We start from the raw sequence: 18542 nt of genomic DNA on the forward strand, positions 1-18542 counted from the left end.
TCCGGATATCATCGGCCCTCCTTCATCGGGTTGAGGTAGCAAGTCATCGTGCGGAATCTATACAGGAAATTGCCGGCGATTTTACGATTTTCTGACGCTTTATCAGAGATTTCGCTTTGCCAGCGAACGCTTGCCGGTATCGCTGCCGCTGCAATCACGCGCTTATGACGCAAGGCTTGCTTGTGTCCGCGGTCCGGTCTGCCTAACTTGCACCTGACGGGACCCGCGGGTTTCCCGATGGATTGCAAACACTCCAAGGAGAATGAAATGCAGCTTGGCATGATTGGGTTAGGGCGCATGGGCGCCAACATGGCGCAGCGCCTCATGAAGCGTGGTCACGCCCTTGTGGTTCACGACACCCGTGCCGAAAGCATGGCGGACCTGCAGAAGCAGGGCGCGACCGGGACGGTCGTGCTGGAGGAATTCGTCTCGCTTCTGGCCAAGCCGCGCGCCGTCTGGCTGATGCTGCCCGCCGCCGTCGTCGACAGCGTCCTCGCCAGGCTTGTGCCCCTGCTGGATGCGGGTGATATCATCATCGATGGCGGCAATTCCTATTATCACGACGATATCCGCCGTGGCGGCGAATTGAAGACAAAAGGCCTGCACTATGTCGATGTCGGCACCAGCGGCGGCGTCTTCGGGCTTGAGCGCGGCTATTGCCTGATGATCGGCGGCGAAAAGGACGTGGTGGAGCATCTCTCGCCCGTGTTCGCCTCGCTGGCGCCGGGCGGCAATGACCCGGCAGCGCCAGCCGTGGCTGCGCCGGGCAAGAGCACGGCTCCGCTCGGTTATCTCCACTGCGGCGCCAATGGTGCCGGCCACTTCGTCAAGATGGTCCATAATGGCATCGAATATGGTTTGATGGCAGCCTATGCGGAGGGCCTGAACATCCTGCGCAATGCGGATATCGGCCTGCGCTCGCATGAGGTGGACGCGGAAACCACGCCACTCCTGCATCCGGAGCATTACCAATACAGTTTCGACCTGCCGCAGATCGCCGAGGTCTGGCGCCGTGGCAGCGTGATCAGCTCCTGGTTGCTGGATTTGACCGCCGACGCGCTGAACGACGACCCGACCCTGTCGAATTTCCAGGGGCGCGTCTCCGACTCGGGTGAGGGGCGCTGGACAGCCATCGCCGCCATTGACGAGGCCGTGCCCACGCCGGTTCTCAGCGCGGCGCTGCAGGAGCGTTTCAGCTCGCGCGGCAATGCCGACTTCGCCAACAAGGTGCTGTCGGCCATGCGCAGCGAGTTTGGCGGCCATGTGGAGAAACCCGCTTCCAAAACCTGAGGCCCCGTGCGCAGCTGGTCCGGCCTCGCTATCAGGCCGGACCAGAGTTATCAGTAAATTACGCAGAAATTTTCGAACTATTGTTTTTGTATTTTGCTATTTGTTTCAACATTTTCATTGGCGGAAGCCTGGCATCTCGCATGTAGCGAAACTGTGATCTAACACCCGTAATATCGGTAAGTTCCGGCTTTTCGTTCGATCATTCAATGGTGAACGCAGGATATGTTTCGTGTATTGCGAAATGATTTTTGTGTTCTTATAAAGCAATCCTGCAGCGCGATCGGCCCAGGATTTCAGACCGGCAGCGCAGCAGCGTCACATCATTTTGGAGATACTCATGACATCGAAACTCTGCAGTGGAGTCTTCGCGGCACTCATGTTCATGGCCGTTTTCATCGCATCGTCCGCCCATGCGGCAGACAAGCCGGGCTGCAAGGATCTCCCCGGTATCAAGCGCTTTGAAGGGTCGTCGATCATGTTGTGCGACGCGCGCAACTTCGCGGAATATACCCTGCCGACCGGAAAATGGGTCAAGAACGAGGATGACTCCGCCAAATCGGATTTTGCCAGCAAGGAAGCACTGGAAGGCCGTCTGACGCAGAATGTCTATTCCGTCCCTGCCGGACCGTCCTCGGCCGAAGTGTTCCGCAACTACATGAACGATCTGCAATCGGCGGGCTACAAGGTCCTGTTCCAGGCCAAACAGGCCGACACCTATCAACTGGAGAACGTCTTTGGCGAAAAAGGCCCCGGCGGCCAGCTTTTCGGCTACAGCCCGGACGAGGCGCGTTATGTGGCGGCCGTCAAGGAAGAAGGCGGCGTCAAAACCTACATCGCGCTCTATGTCATCGAATTCGAAGACGGTTATGTGCCGGAATTCGACGCGGTCAAGGGGCAGGTCTATGTCCGCCTCGACTCGCTTCAGGTTGGCAAGCTGACCGATGAGATGGTGGTGGTTTCCGCTTCGGAAATCAGCAAGAGCCTCGATACGGCGGGCAAGGTTCTGCTCTACGGCATTCATTTCGATTTCAACAAGGCGTCCATCAAGCCGGAATCGCGTCCGAGCCTCGATGAGATCGCCAAGTTTCTGAAAGAGCAGCCGAACGAGAAACTCGATGTGGTCGGCCATACCGACAATATTGGCGGCGCTGATTTCAACATGCAGTTGTCAAAGGCGCGGGCCGATGCGGTTGTTGCCGATCTGGTCAGCACCTACAGTGTTGCGGCCAACCGCCTCCAGGCGAAGGGAGAGGGCTTGCAGTCGCCTGTCGCATCGAATGATGACGAAGCCGGACGGGCCAAGAACCGCCGCGTGGAGCTTCATCGCCAGTAGCGTTGGCGTGCTGTTGGACAGAATGGGAAAGGCGGTTCATCGAGCCGCCTTTTTGCTGTGCAGCGACTGCCCGTCAGTTTGGCCGCACGCTGGCTTCACGGTTGCAGTCCCCGCCGCAGGCGTCGGGCGAAACAAACTGCATGGTGAAGACCTGGCCGCCAATGCCCTGCGCCAGTTCCGGTGACAATGTCAGTGGTGTGCAATGCTTGACCGCCGAAATGGCCGCGTCGACAAATGATTTGCGCGCCGCAGCGTCCTTGCCCGGAAAATCGATCGCCGTGGCCCGGGGCGGGCCAATCAGCGAACCGTCGCGCTTGAAGCTGAAGCTGAGCGTCACCGTGGATTTTTGTGAACCCTCCGGTGCTGTCCAGCAGGCATGAAGCGCTTTGCCGACATCATCCATGGTGGTCAGCGGGCCGGCCAGCGCATAGGGGGTGGTGGAGAGCGTTATGGCGAGTGCCAGAGACAGGCGATTGAAAAGCTGTGTCATGATCCCAGTTGCTCCTTTTGAATGTCCAAAGACGGTGCACTTGAGTCCATCAGCAGAATACCACCAAAAGCTCTTTTCAGAGAGTAAAAATACTATCTAAGGTTGAACATTACTGGTGCAATTACAGGAATTTACCTCGTTTTCGGAGTTTGACACGAACATGTGATGGCGGGTGGCCGGTTTAGGCCGTTTCCGCCATCGCATTTCTTTGAAAAACCTCATGCAGCCTTGATCGGGCGCGGTCCGGTATAGCGCGATTGCGGGCGAATCAGCCGGCCATGCTGGGTCTGCTCCCTTGCATGGGCGATCCAGCCGCCCACCCGCCCCATGGCGAAGACGCTGGTAAAGCTGTCCCTGGGAAAACCAAGCGTTTCCAGCAGGAGTGCCGTGTAGAATTCCACATTGGTCTTGAGCGGGCGGTCGGGCTTGCGGCGTGCGAGGATGCGCAAAGCCGCCGCTTCGACGCCCTCCGCCAGCTTGAAGCGGCCCGCGCCATGATTGCCCGTTCCGGCCAGCCGCCGCAGCGCCTGCATCAATGCATCGGCGCGCGGATCACGCACCCGGTAGATGCGGTGGCCAAAGCCCATCAGCCGCTCGCCGTCATCCAGTGCCTTTTCCAGCCAGGTTTCGGCGTTGTCGGGTGTGCCTATGGCGTCGAGCATATCGAGAACCGGTCCCGGTGCACCGCCATGCAGCGGTCCCTTGAGCGCGCCGAATGCCGCCAGCACGGAGGATACCAGTCCCGCATGGGTGGATGCCACCACGCGTGCCGCAAATGTCGAGGCATTCATGCCGTGGTCGCTGACCGTGACGAGATAGGTATCGAGCGCGGCGGCTTCCTGCGGCGTGACGGTTCGTCCGTGCAGCATGTGCAATATATCCGCGGCATGGCTGAGCGAGGGGTCCGGCGCGACAGGCGTCTGCCCGTTCTTCAGCCGGATGAGCGCCGGCGTGAACACGGCGGGAGCCGCGATCAGGCGCAGGGCGGTGGCAAGGTCATCGCCATCGGTGAATTGGGCGGTCAGCGCACGCACCGCATCGGTGACCGGCAGCGTGAGCAAGGGTGCGGCAGCGTCGGGGATCGTGCGGAAAATCTCCTGCCGGGCAAGGCCGATGCGTCTGCGCAGGCCATCCGCATCGGGCTTTTCGTCAAAGGCATCCGACAGCAGCAGCGCCAGCAGTTCCTCATAGGAGACAACGCCGGCCAATTCATCCAGCGACCGGCCGCGAATGATCAATATGCCTCCAAGCCCGTCAACATCCGATAGCGTGGTTTCTGTGGCGACAACATCATCAAGACCGTTTTTCATGGCAAACTCCAGTTTTTGTTTCCGCCACAGGATGATATGCGCTATGATTGACGTCAATCTTGACGTAAATGATCAATGTGAGGTTCCATGGCGTGGTTGACGGCATCGCAGGCGCTGGCGGCCCTTGGCGTTCAGCCGCAGACCCTTTACGCCAATGTCAGCCGGGGGCGTATTCAGGCCAAGCCCGATCCGCAGGACCCGCGCCGCAGCCTTTACAAGAGCGAGGATGTGAAACGCCTCGCCGGGCGCAAGGCCGGGCGGCGCACGGTGGCCAATGTCGCTGCCGAGGCCATCGGCTGGGGTGATCCGGTGCTGCCATCGAGCATCTCGACCATTGCCGACGGGCGTCTGTGGTATCGCGGCAGGGATGCGTCCGCGCTGGCCGTCACATCGACGCTGGAACAGGTTGCAGCGCTGTTGTGGGAGACGGACGGCATCGCCTTCCCCCTGCCAGCCCATGCCGTGCACCTGCCGGACCGCCCGCTGGAAGCGGCGATGGTTGCCCTTGCCCGGCGCGCCGCAACGGATCTGCCTGCCTATGGGCGGTCGCGTGCCGTGCTGATTGCCGAGGCATCCGGGATTCTTGCTGACGTCGTCGCGGCGATGCTTGGTGCTGACAACGCCGGCCTGCCTGTCCACATCCGTCTGGCGCGGCTGTGGCAGGCCCCGGCGGCGGAAGACTGCATCCGCCGGGCGCTGGTTCTATTGGCCGATCATGAGCTCAACGCCTCGACCTTTGCCGCCCGCGTGGCCGCCTCGACCGGAGCGCCGCTTTCGGCTGGTATGCTTGCCGGTCTTGCCACGCTGACCGGACCGCTGCACGGCGAAGCCTATCTCAGCGTCCAGGCCCTGGCCCGTTCCGCACAGGCCGCCGGCACGGAGCATGCGGTGCGCGAATCCCTGGCCCAGGGCAGGGCCATCCCGGCCTTTGCGCATCCGCTCTATCCCATGGGCGATGAGCGTGCCAGGGCCCTGCTGGAGCAGTTCAAACCGGGACCGGTCTATCAAGAGATCCGCGCGGTAACGGAGCTGTTGACCGGCGAGCAGCCCAATATTGATTTTGCCCTCGCAGCCATGACGGATGCCTTTGCGCTCCCTCCGCCTGCACCGGTCATTCTCTTCGCCATCGCCCGTTCCGTTGGCTGGATTGCCCATATTCTGGAACAGCAGTCGATGAACCAGCTCATCCGCCCGCGTGCCCGTTATACCGGCCCGCCTTTGTCCATGACCTGACGCCTGCCATCTGGTGCCTGGAAAAAAATCGGGCGATATGTCGATATTGGCGAACCCCGCTCGTCGTGTCACCGGAGCGAGGGTTTTTCAAGCGCTGGACCATCCGGCCGCCCCATCCGAAGGAGAAACGGCAATGCGATTCATGATTCTGGTGAAGGCCACGAAAGATTCGGAAGCTGGCGTCATGCCCCCCGAAGAATTGTTCAGCGCCATGGCCGACTATCACGAGCAGCTGGCGAAAGCGGGCGTGCTGCTCGACGCCAATGGGCTTCAACCGACTTCAAAGGGCTGGAAGATTCAGTATTCCGGCGGCAAGCGGACGGTGATCGACGGGCCGTTTACCGAAGCCAAGGAACTGGTGGCAGGTTACACCATCATCCAGGTGAAGACGCGCGAAGAGGCGATTGAATGGGCCAATCGTTTTCCCAATCCGCATCTGGACAAGGGCGAGATCGAAATCCGGCAGATGTTTGAGCTTGAAGATTTCGGCGAACTCGAAGCCATCGACCGCTTTCGCGAGATGGGCGCTGGCCAGAAGACCTGAGCCCGGCAGCGCGATCTTGCGCGGCGGCGCCGAAGGTGATGTGATCGGTCCTTATGACCACTGCTGCAGAAACCCATCGCGCCATCGAAACCGTATGGAAAATCGAGCAGGCCCGGATCATTGCCGGGCTTGCCCGCATTGTCAGGGATGTCGGGCTTGCCGAGGAACTGGCGCAGGAAGCGCTGATCACCGCACTGCGTCACTGGCCGTCGGAGGGCATCCCGCGCAATCCCGCCGCATGGCTGATGGTTACCGGCAAACGCCGGGCCATCGACCATTTCCGCCGCAACAAAATGCTCAGGCGCAAGCATGACGAATTGGGCTATGATGCGGAAATCGAACAGGCCGCCATGCCGGATTTCGACACGGCGCTCGACGATGACATCGGCGACGACATGCTCAGCCTCATCTTCACCGCCTGCCATCCTGTGCTATCGGCCGAGGCGCGCACGGCGCTGACCCTGCGCATGATCGGCGGGTTGACGACGGAGGAGATTGCCCGTGCCTTTCTCACGCCGGAGGCAACCGTCGCCCAGCGCATTGTCCGGGCCAAGCGCACGTTATCCGAGGCGAACATTCCCTTCGAGGTGCCGCGCGGCAAAGACCGGGGTGAGCGCCTCGCTTCGGTGCTTGCGGTGCTTTACCTCATCTTCAACGAAGGCTATTCGGCGACGGCAGGGGATGACTGGATCAGACCGCAGCTGGCACAGGAAGCCATGCGGCTGGGGCGCATCCTTGCCGGGCTGATGCCGGATGAACCGGAGGTGCACGGGCTGATTGCGCTCATGGAAATTCAGGCCTCGCGTTTTGCCGCGCGGGTCGGACCGTCGGGTGAACCGGTCCTGCTGCTCGACCAGAACCGGGCGCGCTGGGACCAGCTGCTGATCCGGCGCGGGCTTTCGGCTCTGGAACGGGCCGAAAACCCGAATGGCACGTATGGTGCCTATGGCCTGCAAGCGGCGATCGCTGCCTGTCATGCGCGGGCACGCACGGCCGGGGAGACCGACTGGGTGCGGATTGCCGCGCTCTATGAACTGCTGGCCCGGCTGACGCCATCACCCGTCGTCGAGCTGAACCGGGCTGTGGCTCTTTCCATGGCCTTCGGGCCACAGGCCGGGCTCGACCTCATCGACCAGCTGGCCGGTGAACCGTCACTGCAGGGGTATCACCTCCTGCCAGGCATTCGCGGCGATCTCTTGCTCAAGCTCGACCGGCCCGATGAGGCGCGGGTTGAGTTCGAGCGGGCCGCAGGTCTCACACGCAATGCCCGCGAGCGTACAATCCTGCTGGAGCGCGCCGCTTCCTGTGCCTAGTGTTGCAGTGAGAGCTTCATGCCCTCATGGCTGGCGACAAATCCCAGTGCTTCATAGAAGCGCGCGGCGTCGGGCCGGGTCTTGTCGGTGGTGAGCTGCACCAGGCCGCACTGGCGTTCGCGGCAGGCGTCGATGGCCCATTCAAACATGCGCCGGCCGAGACCGCCGCGCCGGTGCGTTGCCGCGATCCGCACGCTTTCGATCTGCCCGCGCCACATGCCGGTGCGCGACAATCCGGGGATGAAGGTGATCTGGGCACAGCCGACAACCTGCGCTCCGTCTGCCGCCACAACCAGAAGCTGGTTCGGGTCGCTGTCGATGGCGGCAAAGGCGGCGTGATAACGCGCATCGATGGGATCGCAGACAACCTCGCGCTGGCTGCCGAGCGGATCATCCGCCAGAAGCGCGACAATGGCAGGGAGATCGGCTGTTGTGGCCTTGCGGATGAGGGGGTCGGTCAATACGGCTCTCCGGCGATTCTCGGTATGGACAGGATTAGCCAAAACCGGCTGCAAAACCAATGTGTGATTGGGCCCGTTGAACACAAGCTGGCCGGACCCGGGGCGGCGGAGGAGTCCGCGGCGCGCAATCTCCCCCCTGACTGCCGCCCCCGGCGTCACCAAAACTTCACACAACAGTCAAACGGCAGAGATGCGCGGCACCTATTCCTGCGGGCTCGATCCACGTACTCGAATCTCAGGTGAACCCCATGCGACCTCTATTTGCCGCTCTGCTTTCCGCTTCCTTTCTGATTCCTGCCTCGGCCCTGGCCGCGGATCAGGAATTCAAGGCGAAACTCGTCTCCCATGCCATCCTGCCCGCCAACACGATCATCAAGGCACCGGACGATGCGCCGGAACACCTGAAGACGTCGGGCAAGTTCACCACCGCCGACCGCAAGCGGGCGGAAGGTCTGGCGACCGTTCCCGGCAAGGACGGGGTGCGGCTGACCGGCCTCAGCCTGCCGTTCGACGGCCAGCCGGTACAGGGATTTTCCGGTATCAAGGCGGTCGGTGACGGCACCTACTGGTCGCTGTCCGATAACGGTTTCGGCACCAAGCTGAATTCGCCCGATGCCATGCTGATGCTGCATCATCTCGCTTTCAATTGGGACAAAGGCACGGTCGAGCGCAAGGAAACCGTGTTCCTGCGTGATCCGGACAAGAAAATCCCGTTCCCGATCGTCATGGAAGGCAGCGATACCCGCTATCTCACCGGCAGTGATCTCGATGTCGAATCGATCCAGCCCGTCGCCGACGGCTTCTGGATCGGCGAAGAGTTCGGCCCCTATCTCGTCAAGGTGACCCGCGACGGCAAGATCACCGACGTCATCGCCACCAAGGTCGGCGATCGCGCTGTTCGTTCGCCAGACAATCCGGCCATCACCCTGCCGGCCAATCCGACGCTGAAGAACCCGGCATTCAACCTCAAGCGCTCCGGCGGCTTTGAGGGGCTGGCACAGTCGAAGGACGGCAAGAAACTCTACGGCCTGCTCGAAGGCCCGCTGTTCGGCGATGACGGCGTGGTGGAAAAGGTCGACGGCCAGCCGGCGCTGCGCGTCATCGAATTCGACGTTGCATCGAAGAACTGGACCGGCCGCAGCTGGCTTTATCCGCTGGCACCGGGCGGCGAGGCGATCGGTGATTTCAACATGATCGATGACACGACTGCGCTGGTGATCGAACGCGACAATGGTGCGGGTACCGCGGCAAAGGCCTGCGCCGACCCGAAGACGCCAAAGCCCGATTGCTTCGATGTACCGTCCAAGGTCAAGCGCATCTACAAGATCGAAATGACCGACCAGAATGTTGGCGCCGCCGTGCGCAAGATCGGCTACATCGATCTTCTCAACATCGCCGATCCTGACAACAGGAAGCGCCAGGGCGGCGGCGAGGGCTTTTACGACATGCCGTTCGTCACCATCGAGAATGTTGACGTCGTCGATGCCAGCCACATCATCGTCGGCAACGACAACAACCTGCCGTTCTCGGCCGGACGTGCCGTCGACAAGGCCGATGACAATGAATTCGTCCTGCTGGAAGTCGGCGATTTCCTCAAGGCACGCTGAAATGATTTCGGGGCGGCGCGAGCCGCCCCGGCTTTTTTAAGATCCAGGTTTATTGTGCGCGCAGATTGTTCTTCGCGACATGCTCTTCCGTATCGGCCAATGCCAGTTCGAAGCGGTTGAAAAGCTCGTTCAGCTCCGCTTCCGTGATGATCATCGGCGGGCAGAAGGCGATGGAATCGCCGATGGCTCGCAGCACCGCGCCGTGGCCTTCGAGGAAGCGGGCGAGCTGTGCGCCGACGCCGTGCGCCGGATCGAAGGAGCGTTTGGTTGCCTTGTCAGCCACCAGTTCCACCGCGCCCATCAGGCCGGAATTGCGCACTTCGCCGACCAGCGGATGGTCGATGACCTTTTTCAGGCGTGCTTCGAAGGTTGGCGTCAGGCTGCGCACATAGTCGACAATATTGCGGCGCTGGTAGATTTCGATGGCCTTGACCCCGAGCGCACAGCTCAAGGGGTGGCCGCCATAGGTGAAACCGTGGCCGAAGGTGCCGATCTGGGCGCTGTGATCCACATAGGCCTGGTAGACGTCTTCGGGCACCAGCACGGCGCCGAGCGGCGCATAGGCCGATGTCAGCTGCTTGGCCGCCGAAATGGTTGTCGGCGTCATGCCGACAGTCTGGCTGCCCCACCAGTGGCCGGTGCGGCCGAAACCGTTGATGACCTCGTCGGCGATGATCAGGATGTCGTGCTCGCGCAGGATCGGTTCGATGGCGGCGAAATAGCCCGATGGCGGCACCAGTACGCCGCCCGCTCCCATCACCGGCTCGGCAATGAAGGCGGCGATGGTGTCGGGACCTTCGCGCTCGATCATGTCGCGCAGCGAATCGGCAAGGCGCGCCACGAATTCCGCCTCGCTTTCGCCTGCCTGGCCGAAACGGTAGTAATGCGGACAGTCGGTGTGCAGGATGCCTTCCACGGGAAGGTCCCAGCCCTTGTGATTATAGGGCAGGCCGGTCAGCGACGCGGCCATGATGGTCACGCCATGATAGGCCTTGACGCGCGAGATGATCTTTTTCTTTTTCGGCCGGCCCAGCGCGTTGTTGTAGTACCAGGCGAGCTTGACCTGCGTGTCATTGGCTTCGGAGCCCGACGAGGTATAGAAAACCTTGGAGATCGGAACAGGCGCAATTTCCTTGAGCTTTTCGGCAAGCTCGATCGCCGGTTCCATGCCCTTGCCGCCGAAGAGGTGGTAATAGGGCAGCGTGCGCAGCTGCTCGGTCGCCGCGTCGATCATTTCCTCGTCGCCAAAGCCGAGACCGGCGCACCACAGGCCCGCCATGCCCTCGATATATTCCTTGCCCTGCGTGTCATAGATATAGACCCCCTTGGCATGGCCCATCACCAGCGGTCCTTGATCCTGCAATTTATGGAGAGGGGTATAGGGATGCAGGATCGAATCGATATCGCGCTGCTGGACATTTGTAAGGGGGCGGCTGCTCGCCATTTGCTGACTCCATCTGTGAGGGATGGAGCGAGCTTAGCCAGACTTGCCGGAAAGAGCAAAGCGGCTTGCGAAAGAAAACACCGCCTGCGCCGTTATTCCGGGCGAAGGCCCTTCATCACGGCCGCGTAATCCTTGCCGAGCCGGGTGAGCAGCGTGGTTTCATCGTCTTCGGCCGAAACGGCAAGGCTGGTGCCGTCATTGCCCAGCATGACAAAAACAAGCTGGTCGGCGGCGCCGTCCGATACGGAAATGGCGGCAATGCGCTGCTGGTCTCCGTCCTCCGGCGCGCGAATGTTGAAAACAACCTCCCCGCCGACGAGGGCCGCAGCCTTCTGCAAAACGCCTTCGAAACCGTCGGCAACAATATCCTGTGCGCCAAGCGCCAGTTCGATCTCGACAACTTCAAGCGAAACCGCTTTGCCAGTCTCAGGCATTCTATCCGGCCTCGTCATTTTGCGTTGTAAAAGCGGCTTGCTTGCCCGCCTTCTATCCTGCCCTGAATCACCGGGGCGATGATGTCAGCTATGTGACAGCCGATCTACTCATAAAGTGTAAACGGTTGAGATGGTTCGATGGTGTGGCCGGTTGCTGGATATTGCCGGATTTTGCGCTAAGGTGTGATCAAGGCATCCTTTCGTGCGGGCATTCACGTCCGATGGCCCCATATGAATTTAAGAACCAGTTTCATTTTTCAGACACGGCATTTTCAAACGCATATTCATTGATCGGAGGGGATTTTGAAGTCTCGATTTTATCCGTTGTTTTCATTGCTGCTTCTCGTTGGCTGTTCCGATACCGAACAGCCTGCCCCAAGCACGGAGTCGCCATCCACATTCGCCGCAGACCAATTCGACGAGTTGAAGAACCAGATTGCCAGGCTTACGAATGAGAATGCTGATCTTGCCGTGAGCGAAGCCGAAAGAGCACGGCTTCAGGGTGAGCTTGATCGTCTGAAGGCTACGGAACAGGCACGGTTGCAGTCCGAGGCCGAACTTTGTCAGTGATGCATTCCAGCTGACGCAAAGTTGCTCATTTTTCAATAAATCAAATTATTTCAATATATTATCAAATCAGGACGCCAATATGGAAAGACGTGATTTTATCAAGATGCTCGGCATTGCCGGCGTCAACACCGCCGCCTATGCGGCATGTTCCACCTATATGCAGGAAGCACTGGCAAGTACGACCATTGTCAAAGATATGCTAACCGCTTCGGCTCATTGCCGGAAGGGATCGCTCGCTGATATCGAGCACGTTGTCATCCTCATGCAGGAGAACCGGTCCTTCGATCACTACTTCGGCACCTTGCGCGGCGTACGAGGGTTTGGTGATCCCCGGCCATTGCAGCTGCGCAACGGCAAACCTGTATGGGAGCAATTGCAAGACGGTGACTACAGCAAGGACGGGAGCATTACAAAGCCGTATCAACTGCCGCAGGGTGCCACGCCCGACGGGGAGGGCGCTGCGGGTGGTGTTTTTCTACAAGACCCGGCCCATGACTACAAGAGCGGTCTTGCCGCGTGGAACAACGGCCTGATGGACCAGTGGATACCGCAGAAGGGTATTGTGTCGATGGCCCATTATACCGAGCGGGATATTCCGCTTTATTTCAAGCTGGCCAGGGCCTTTACCATTTGTGACGCCTATTTTTGCTCGCATAACGGCGCAACCGACTCCAACCGCAGTTATTTCTGGACCGGGACATGCAACGGTAAGGCCGCCAATTCGTATTTCAGCGGTATCGGGAATGGTCCTCGGTCCGACTGGAAGTCCTATCCTGAGAGTTTGGAAGAACGCGGTGTCAGCTGGAAATTCTATCAGGACGGTTTGAAGTGGACAACAGACCAATTTGCCGGAAATTACGGCGACAATACCCTTGAATATTTCAAACAATACAAGGAGAAAACCACTGCCATTTATAAAAAAAACCAGAGCGTCAATTCGGTTTTAAGGACTGAGGTCAATACGCCGTCGCAATTCGAAAAGGATATCAGCGACAACGCGCTCCCCGCAGTTTCGTGGATCGTTGCCCCGGAGGCTTTTTGTGAACATCCGAAATATCCACCGCACTTTGGCGAGTATTATGTAAATGAGATTTTGCGGGCGCTCCTGGCCAACAAGGACGTCTGGAAAAAGACGGCACTGTTCATAACCTATGACGAGAATGGCGGCTTTTTCGATCACGTGCCACCACCTGTGCCCCCTGTGACCGGCATGGATTTTTTTGCATCGGCAGGCCTTCCTGCCAATTTTTTATCGGAAGGCATAAAGATAACCACGACGAAATCAAACGAAGCAGGGAAAGAAGAAGGACGTGATTTCAATTCGGAAAATGCCAGCAAGGATAAGCCGAATGATGCCAAAGAAACTGAAAGTGAAAAGCAAGAGCGGGAGTCCACGCGGCCCTTAGGCATGGGCATGCGCGTCCCGTTGCTGGTTATTTCTCCATGGAGTGCGGGCGGGCGTGTTTGTTCCGAAGTGTTTGATCATACCTCATTTATATCGTTCCTTGATACCTGGATCGAAAAACGCTTTGCTGCAAAGGGGGAATATTCCAAAGGGCCTAGCTTTCCGAACGTGTCTTCCTGGCGAAAGGCCATCGCTGGCGATCTGACCAGTACGTTCAATTTCAACAGCGAGGCAACGGAGGCGATGGATACATTCGTTGATAAAACGGTGCCAACGAAAATTTTCACCAAAAAAGAACAAACAGACGCAAAAGCAAAAGAAAAAGCTTACTTCTCCCCACAAAACTCGGACGTCAATGCCGATCCGGATGTCAACAAGCCAACGGCGATGAAGCAGGATCGAACACAATGCGATCTGTTGCCGGTGGATTATGATTTTCAGGTCAGCTTTGCAGTTTTGCCAGCCCGCGGATCTTTTCCCGCAAGCCTAAGGTTTTCATGCGTCAATGCAGGAAAACTGGGTGTGTCGCTTACGCTTTACACCTATGATCAGCTGGGTACCACGTTTCTCTATAGCATGGAAGGAAAGCGGCCAGGCGGCTATCAGGTCACGCTCAAAGACAACTTATTTCTTTTAAATGCGCAATCCGACTATCGCTGTGCCGTGCATGGGCCTAACGGCTATCTGGTCGAGGCTCTCGGCAACCTGGAAAGTCCCACCGAGGCTGCCTTCAATTTCCATTACAACCTGTCGCGAGATGAAGGCGGCAAAATACTCAGCTTTCATTTTCCAAATTGGCCCACGGCCAATGGAACACTCAAACTGATCAACGCCTATACCGGTAAGGAAACGATGATTCCCAATGGCACCAAGCGTGTTGATGTCGCCACCGAGGACGGCTGGTACGATGTGTCCTTCGTCGATGCGGTGAACACGGACAGCAAGTTTCTGCGCCGCTATGCCGGGCATATCGAGAACGGCAAGATGAGCAGGACCGATCCCGCCATCGGGATGATCTATGACGAGGTGACGCGAGTTTATATCCCGGCTGTGGTCTAGCGGGCAGGAGCCTTGGCAACGGCACGCACCCGCAGAGCCTGCCGTTCCAATGCTTGTCTCATGGGGGAAATACGGTTAGCTGTTCATGTCAGTCACAGACCAGCCATGACAGGACTCCATGCGACACCACATTCGACGCCGCCAATCGATTTCCGCCAAATGGTCGGTGCGGATTGCGTTCCTGTCGGCCATTCTGTTTGTCCTGTCCGGCCTCGGGCATCGCTTCGAGCGAATCGAAACACCGGAGTTTCTCTGGCTGCTGGCCATCGTGGCAGCCCTCGCGGTGCTGGCGCTGCTGCTTGCCATCAAGGGATTCACCAGCCTGTGGCGCCGCGGCGACCGCGGCGGACCGTCGGCCTTCTGGGGCGCGGTGATCGCGCTGGTGGTGCTCGGGCCATTTGTCACGACGGTCTATCAGGCAATGACCCTGCCGGCGATCTATGATGTGTCGACGGATGTCACCGAGCCGCCGGCACTGTTTGCCCTTGCCGGTCAGCGGACGGACCGCATGAACCCGCTGGTCAACGATCCGCACGGCCGCGCCCTGCAGACCAAAGCCTATCCGGAAGTGACGGGCCGCCGCTACGAAGGTTCGCCCGACCGCATTCTCGACGCCGCCGTGACGGTGATCACCAACAATGGCTGGACCATCATCGATCAGAAGGGCGTGCCCGGCGATGACGAGGAAATACTGATGGAAGTCGTGGCGCGGACCTGGCTGCTGGGCTTCACCAGCGATGTGGTCATCCGCCTGAGCGACGAGGGCGAGACCACCTATGTCGATATGCGATCGGTCTCGCGCTACGGTATTCACGATCTCGGCGAAAATGCCAGCCGCATTGCCCAGTTCATGGCAGATCTCGATGCGCAGGTGCAGAACGCCCAGCCTGAAGAAGACACCACTCAACCGGCCCAGTAAACGCCATCGATGGAGGCATTGCCCTCGGTGTGCACCTTGCCGCGGGCAACGAGATCTTCCAGATGGGCGAGTACCGACAGTCCCGCCGCGCCGTGCAGGCGCGGGTCGGTTTCCCGGTAGATGACCTTGACCATGGCGGCGATCGTCCGGTCGCCAAGCTTGACCCGTTCGAGCACGGCGCGCTCGCGCATCTTGCGGTGGGCTTTCAGGCCGCGCACGAAGGTTTTCGGCTTGGTCACCGCACCGCCATGGCCGGGAAGATAGACCCGGTCATGCCGCTCGAGGAGCCGGTCGAGCGAGGCCATATAGTCTGACATCGAGCCATCGGGCGGCGCCACGATGGAGGTGGCCCAGGCCATCACATGGTCGGCGGAAAACAGGATGTCCGTTCCCTCAAGCCCGAACACCACATGGTTGGCCGTATGGCCGGGCGTATGGATGGTCCGCAGCGCCCAGCCATCGCCTGCAATGACGGAATTGTCGGCAGCGGCGATATCGGGCACGAAGTCATAATCGCCGCTGGCATCGAGCAGGTTGATTTCGCCGGTGTGCAGCGGCCGGGCCGGGCGGTGCGGACCTTCCGCCACCAGCGTAGCGCCAAGCTCATCTTTCAAAACCGTCGCGAGCGGCGAGTGGTCGCGGTGCGTGTGGCTGACAAAGATATGGCTGACCGGCCGGCCGGCGATGGCATGCAGCAGCGTCGCGTGATGGGCCTCGTCAAGCGGACCGGGATCGATCAATGCCAGCGTATCGCGGCCGATCAGATAACTGTTGGTGCCGAAAAAAGTGAAGGGGCTGGGGTTGTTGACCGTGATGCGCTTGATATCAGGCGCAATCTCGACGGCCTCGCCATAATGCGGCGCAAAAGAACTGTCGAAAACGAGGGACATGGGAGCGTGCGGACCTTGTGTATGGCCTTGCGCATATTGCACAGCGGCGTCATCCCCAATATACCCGTTTCAACGCGTGGCGAAAGCCGATCCGGAGGATAGAACATGATTGCTGCCCAGACCCGTTCCCTTGCCGAAACCTTCCAGCCGGAAGGCCAGCTGGCCAAAGCCGTATGGTTTGTCTCGCTTGCCCTCATCGGCACGGCGCTGATGACCCTTGCCGCCAAGACCAAGATCGACATGGTTTTCGTCAATGTCACCATGCAGACCTTTGCCGTCTTCGCCATCGCCGCCGCCTATGGCTCGCGCCTGGCCGTGGCCACCATGGCGCTTTACCTGCTGGAAGGGGCGCTCGGCATGCCGGTTTTCACCGGAACGCCGGAAAAGGGCATCGGCCTTGCCTATATGGTCAGCTCCACCGGCGGCTATCTCATCGCCTATCTCGCCGCCGCCTGGGTTGTCGGTCTTGCCGCTGACAAGGGCTTTGCCCGCAACCCCGTTGTTATGGGCGTCGCCATGCTCGCCGGTGAAGCGATCATCCTCAGCCTCGGCTTCCTCTGGATGGCTTACCTCTTCGGCTTCGAGAAGGCCTTTGCCTTTGGCGTTGGACCGTTCATCATTGCCGATATCCTGAAGCTGGCTCTGGCCGCCGCCATTGTCCCGGCCGTCGGTTCGCTGCTCAAGCGCCGCTGATACCGTTTGTTGGCGCCCCCTCTGTCCGGCGGATAGAGGGGGTGCTTCACTGTTTGTTGAAGAGGCATTCTGTGTCCGATTATCCCCGTGATCTCGTTGGCTTCGGCCGCAATACCCCGGACCCGAAATGGCCGGGCCATGCGCGCATCGCCGTGCAATTCGTTATCAACTACGAGGAGGGCGGCGAAAGCTGCATTCTCGACAATGATCCGGCGTCGGAAAACCTGCTCTCGGAGATCGTTGGTGCGGCGGCATGGCCGGGGCAGCGCAATCTCAACATGGAATCCATCTACGAATACGGCTCCCGCGCCGGCTTCTGGCGGCTGTGGCGCATCTTTACCCGCCGCAACCTGCCGGTCACGGTCTATGGCGTGACGCTGGCCATGGCGCGCAATCCGGAAGCGGTGGCCGCCATGAAGGAGGCCGATTGGGAAATCGCCAGCCACGGGCTGCGCTGGCTGGAATACAAGGATTGTCCGGAAGAGGTCGAGCGCCAGCACATCCTTGAGGCGGTGCGGCTGCACACGGAAGTCACCGGCACACGTCCGCTCGGCATTTATCAAGGCAAGCCCTCGGACAACACGCTGAAGATCGTCATGGAAGAGGGCGGTTTCGTCTATTCCGCCGACAGTTATGCGGATGAACTGCCCTATTGGGTGAAAGGGCCGAAGGGACCGCATCTGATTGTTCCCTATACGCTCGATGCCAACGACATGCGGTTTGCCACGCCGCAGGGTTTCAATACCGGCGACCAGTTTTTCACCTATCTCAAGGACACGTTCGACGTGCTCTACCGGGAAGGGCAGGAAGGCGCAGCCAAGATGATCTCCGTCGGGCTGCATTGCCGTCTTGTCGGGCGTCCCGGACGGGCGGCGGCGCTGGAGCGGTTCCTGGATTATGTGCAGGGGCACGAAGGGGCCTGGGTGACGCGGCGCATCGATATCGCCCGCCATTGGCACGAGCATCATCGTCCGGACACTGCGGTATGACCATCCCTCTGCTTGCCGTCCAGCCGCTGACCCGCGCGGCGTTCGAACCCTTTGGCGATGTGATCGAAACCGATGGCGCTGAAGTGCGTCTGATCAACAATGGCACCACGCAGCGCTTTCACGATCTGGCCAAGGTGGATGTGACGGGCGCGCAGGCGCGGGTTCTGGTCAACATCTTTCGCGGACAGGCTTTCGCTGCGCCCATCGACATCGCGATGCTCGAGCGCCATCCGCTGGGCAGCCAGGCCTTCTATCCGCTGCAGGAGCGGCCGTTTCTCGTCGTCGTGGCGCAAGACGATGCGGGCCGCCCCGGCCAGCCCGTGGCGTTTCGGGCGCAGGGCAACCAGGGCGTCAATTACGGCCGCAATGTCTGGCACCACCCGCTGATTGCGCTGGACGCGGTGTCTGATTTCCTTGTGGTCGACCGTGGCGGTGCAGGGGACAATCTGGAAGAGTTTTTCTTCAAGGATATGGTTTATCGGATCGAAACAATCTGAACCGCGGCACCACGAACGTCCCTCTGCCCCTTGACGCTTCATCGCTGCCGGATGAAGCTGT

The 18542-nt window shown here is 59.9% G+C and carries 17 protein-coding genes; 11 read left to right on the forward strand and 6 right to left on the reverse strand.

Translation table 11 applies throughout. The features are described from left to right. The first annotated feature begins 267 nt into the window (after positions 1–267). Together gnd and C5750_RS22750 are read left to right on the forward strand one after the other, a co-directional pair. The gene (gnd, locus tag C5750_RS22745; protein WP_105737058.1) at positions 268–1290 is read left to right on the forward strand and encodes a phosphogluconate dehydrogenase (NAD(+)-dependent, decarboxylating); all 1023 of its coding nucleotides are present in this window, start codon (positions 268–270) and stop codon (positions 1288–1290) included. A 337-nt stretch (positions 1291–1627) separates the two neighbouring features. Further along, a complete protein-coding gene (locus C5750_RS22750) occupies positions 1628–2623 on the forward strand; it encodes an OmpA family protein (protein WP_105737060.1) in 996 nt (331 codons plus the stop codon). 73 nt (positions 2624–2696) lie between these two features. Here the strand turns inward: C5750_RS22750 and C5750_RS22755 are convergent, their stop codons facing one another. Together C5750_RS22755 and C5750_RS22760 are read right to left on the reverse strand one after the other, a co-directional pair. Further along, positions 2697–3026, reverse strand: coding sequence for a hypothetical protein (locus C5750_RS22755; protein WP_245421224.1), 330 nt, complete (start codon positions 3024–3026; stop codon positions 2697–2699). A gap of 305 nt (positions 3027–3331) precedes the next feature. Continuing rightward, positions 3332–4423 carry a citrate synthase/methylcitrate synthase gene (locus C5750_RS22760; protein ID WP_105737064.1) on the reverse strand — a complete coding sequence of 364 codons (1092 nt, stop codon included), beginning with the start codon at positions 4421–4423 and terminating at the stop codon, positions 3332–3334. Positions 4424–4510: 87 nt separating this feature from the next. On the opposite strand from C5750_RS22760, the gene C5750_RS22765 reads away from it, so the two are divergent. The 3 genes from C5750_RS22765 to C5750_RS22775 all read left to right on the forward strand — a co-directional run bounded on the left by C5750_RS22765 (position 4511) and on the right by C5750_RS22775 (position 7513). After that, entirely contained in the window at positions 4511–5656 is a 1146-nt protein-coding gene (locus C5750_RS22765) for a citrate synthase (protein WP_105737066.1), read from the forward strand. A gap of 133 nt (positions 5657–5789) precedes the next feature. Further along, the gene (locus C5750_RS22770; protein ID WP_105737068.1) at positions 5790–6200 is read left to right on the forward strand and encodes a YciI family protein; all 411 of its coding nucleotides are present in this window, start codon (positions 5790–5792) and stop codon (positions 6198–6200) included. Between the two features lie 53 nt (positions 6201–6253). Continuing rightward, entirely contained in the window at positions 6254–7513 is a 1260-nt protein-coding gene (locus C5750_RS22775) for an RNA polymerase sigma factor (protein ID WP_105737070.1), read from the forward strand. On the opposite strand, the gene C5750_RS22780 is transcribed toward C5750_RS22775, so the two are convergent. After that, positions 7510–7974, reverse strand: coding sequence for a GNAT family N-acetyltransferase (locus C5750_RS22780; protein WP_105737071.1), 465 nt, complete (start codon positions 7972–7974; stop codon positions 7510–7512). The two genes, C5750_RS22775 and C5750_RS22780, sit on opposite strands and share 4 nt — an antisense overlap. Before the next feature lie 248 nt (positions 7975–8222). Here C5750_RS22780 and C5750_RS22785 point away from each other — a divergent pair, with 248 nt between their 5' ends. Next, positions 8223–9581 (forward strand): esterase-like activity of phytase family protein, encoded by a 1359-nt coding sequence (locus tag C5750_RS22785; RefSeq protein ID WP_105737073.1) that lies wholly within the window; start codon positions 8223–8225, stop codon positions 9579–9581. Between the two features lie 49 nt (positions 9582–9630). Here C5750_RS22785 and C5750_RS22790 read toward each other — a convergent pair whose 3' ends face one another. Further along, entirely contained in the window at positions 9631–11025 is a 1395-nt protein-coding gene (locus C5750_RS22790; protein WP_105737075.1) for an aminotransferase, read from the reverse strand. Between the two features lie 92 nt (positions 11026–11117). After that, complete coding sequence (locus tag C5750_RS22795; RefSeq protein ID WP_105737077.1) at positions 11118–11459, reverse strand: hypothetical protein; 342 nt, start codon at positions 11457–11459, stop codon at positions 11118–11120. A 649-nt stretch (positions 11460–12108) separates the two neighbouring features. Between C5750_RS22795 and C5750_RS22805 the strand changes: the two genes are divergently transcribed. Together C5750_RS22805 and C5750_RS22810 are read left to right on the forward strand one after the other, a co-directional pair. Further along, the gene (locus C5750_RS22805; protein ID WP_105737081.1) at positions 12109–14493 is read left to right on the forward strand and encodes a phosphocholine-specific phospholipase C; all 2385 of its coding nucleotides are present in this window, start codon (positions 12109–12111) and stop codon (positions 14491–14493) included. A gap of 118 nt (positions 14494–14611) precedes the next feature. After that, positions 14612–15412 carry a DUF1499 domain-containing protein gene (locus C5750_RS22810; protein WP_105737083.1) on the forward strand — a complete coding sequence of 267 codons (801 nt, stop codon included), beginning with the start codon at positions 14612–14614 and terminating at the stop codon, positions 15410–15412. Here C5750_RS22810 and C5750_RS22815 read toward each other — a convergent pair. Continuing rightward, positions 15397–16302: an MBL fold metallo-hydrolase gene (locus C5750_RS22815; RefSeq protein WP_105737085.1), complete on the reverse strand. Its 906-nt coding sequence runs from the start codon at positions 16300–16302 to the stop codon at positions 15397–15399. The two genes, C5750_RS22810 and C5750_RS22815, sit on opposite strands and share 16 nt — an antisense overlap. A 105-nt stretch (positions 16303–16407) precedes the next feature. Here C5750_RS22815 and C5750_RS22820 point away from each other — a divergent pair, with 105 nt between their 5' ends. The 3 genes from C5750_RS22820 to C5750_RS22830 all read left to right on the forward strand — a co-directional run bounded on the left by C5750_RS22820 (position 16408) and on the right by C5750_RS22830 (position 18481). Continuing rightward, entirely contained in the window at positions 16408–16995 is a 588-nt protein-coding gene (locus C5750_RS22820) for a biotin transporter BioY (protein ID WP_105737087.1), read from the forward strand. Between the two features lie 71 nt (positions 16996–17066). Continuing rightward, positions 17067–17984: an allantoinase PuuE gene (puuE, locus tag C5750_RS22825; RefSeq protein ID WP_162800180.1), complete on the forward strand. Its 918-nt coding sequence runs from the start codon at positions 17067–17069 to the stop codon at positions 17982–17984. Next, on the forward strand, positions 17981–18481 hold the full coding sequence (locus C5750_RS22830) for an ureidoglycolate lyase (protein WP_105737091.1): 501 nt from the start codon (positions 17981–17983) through the stop codon (positions 18479–18481). Before puuE ends, C5750_RS22830 begins: the two co-directional genes overlap by 4 nt. Positions 18482–18542 lie beyond the last annotated feature (61 nt).

It is taken from the genome of Phyllobacterium myrsinacearum (assembly GCF_002980555.1).
In the GTDB taxonomy this organism is placed as follows: domain Bacteria; phylum Pseudomonadota; class Alphaproteobacteria; order Rhizobiales; family Rhizobiaceae; genus Phyllobacterium; species Phyllobacterium myrsinacearum.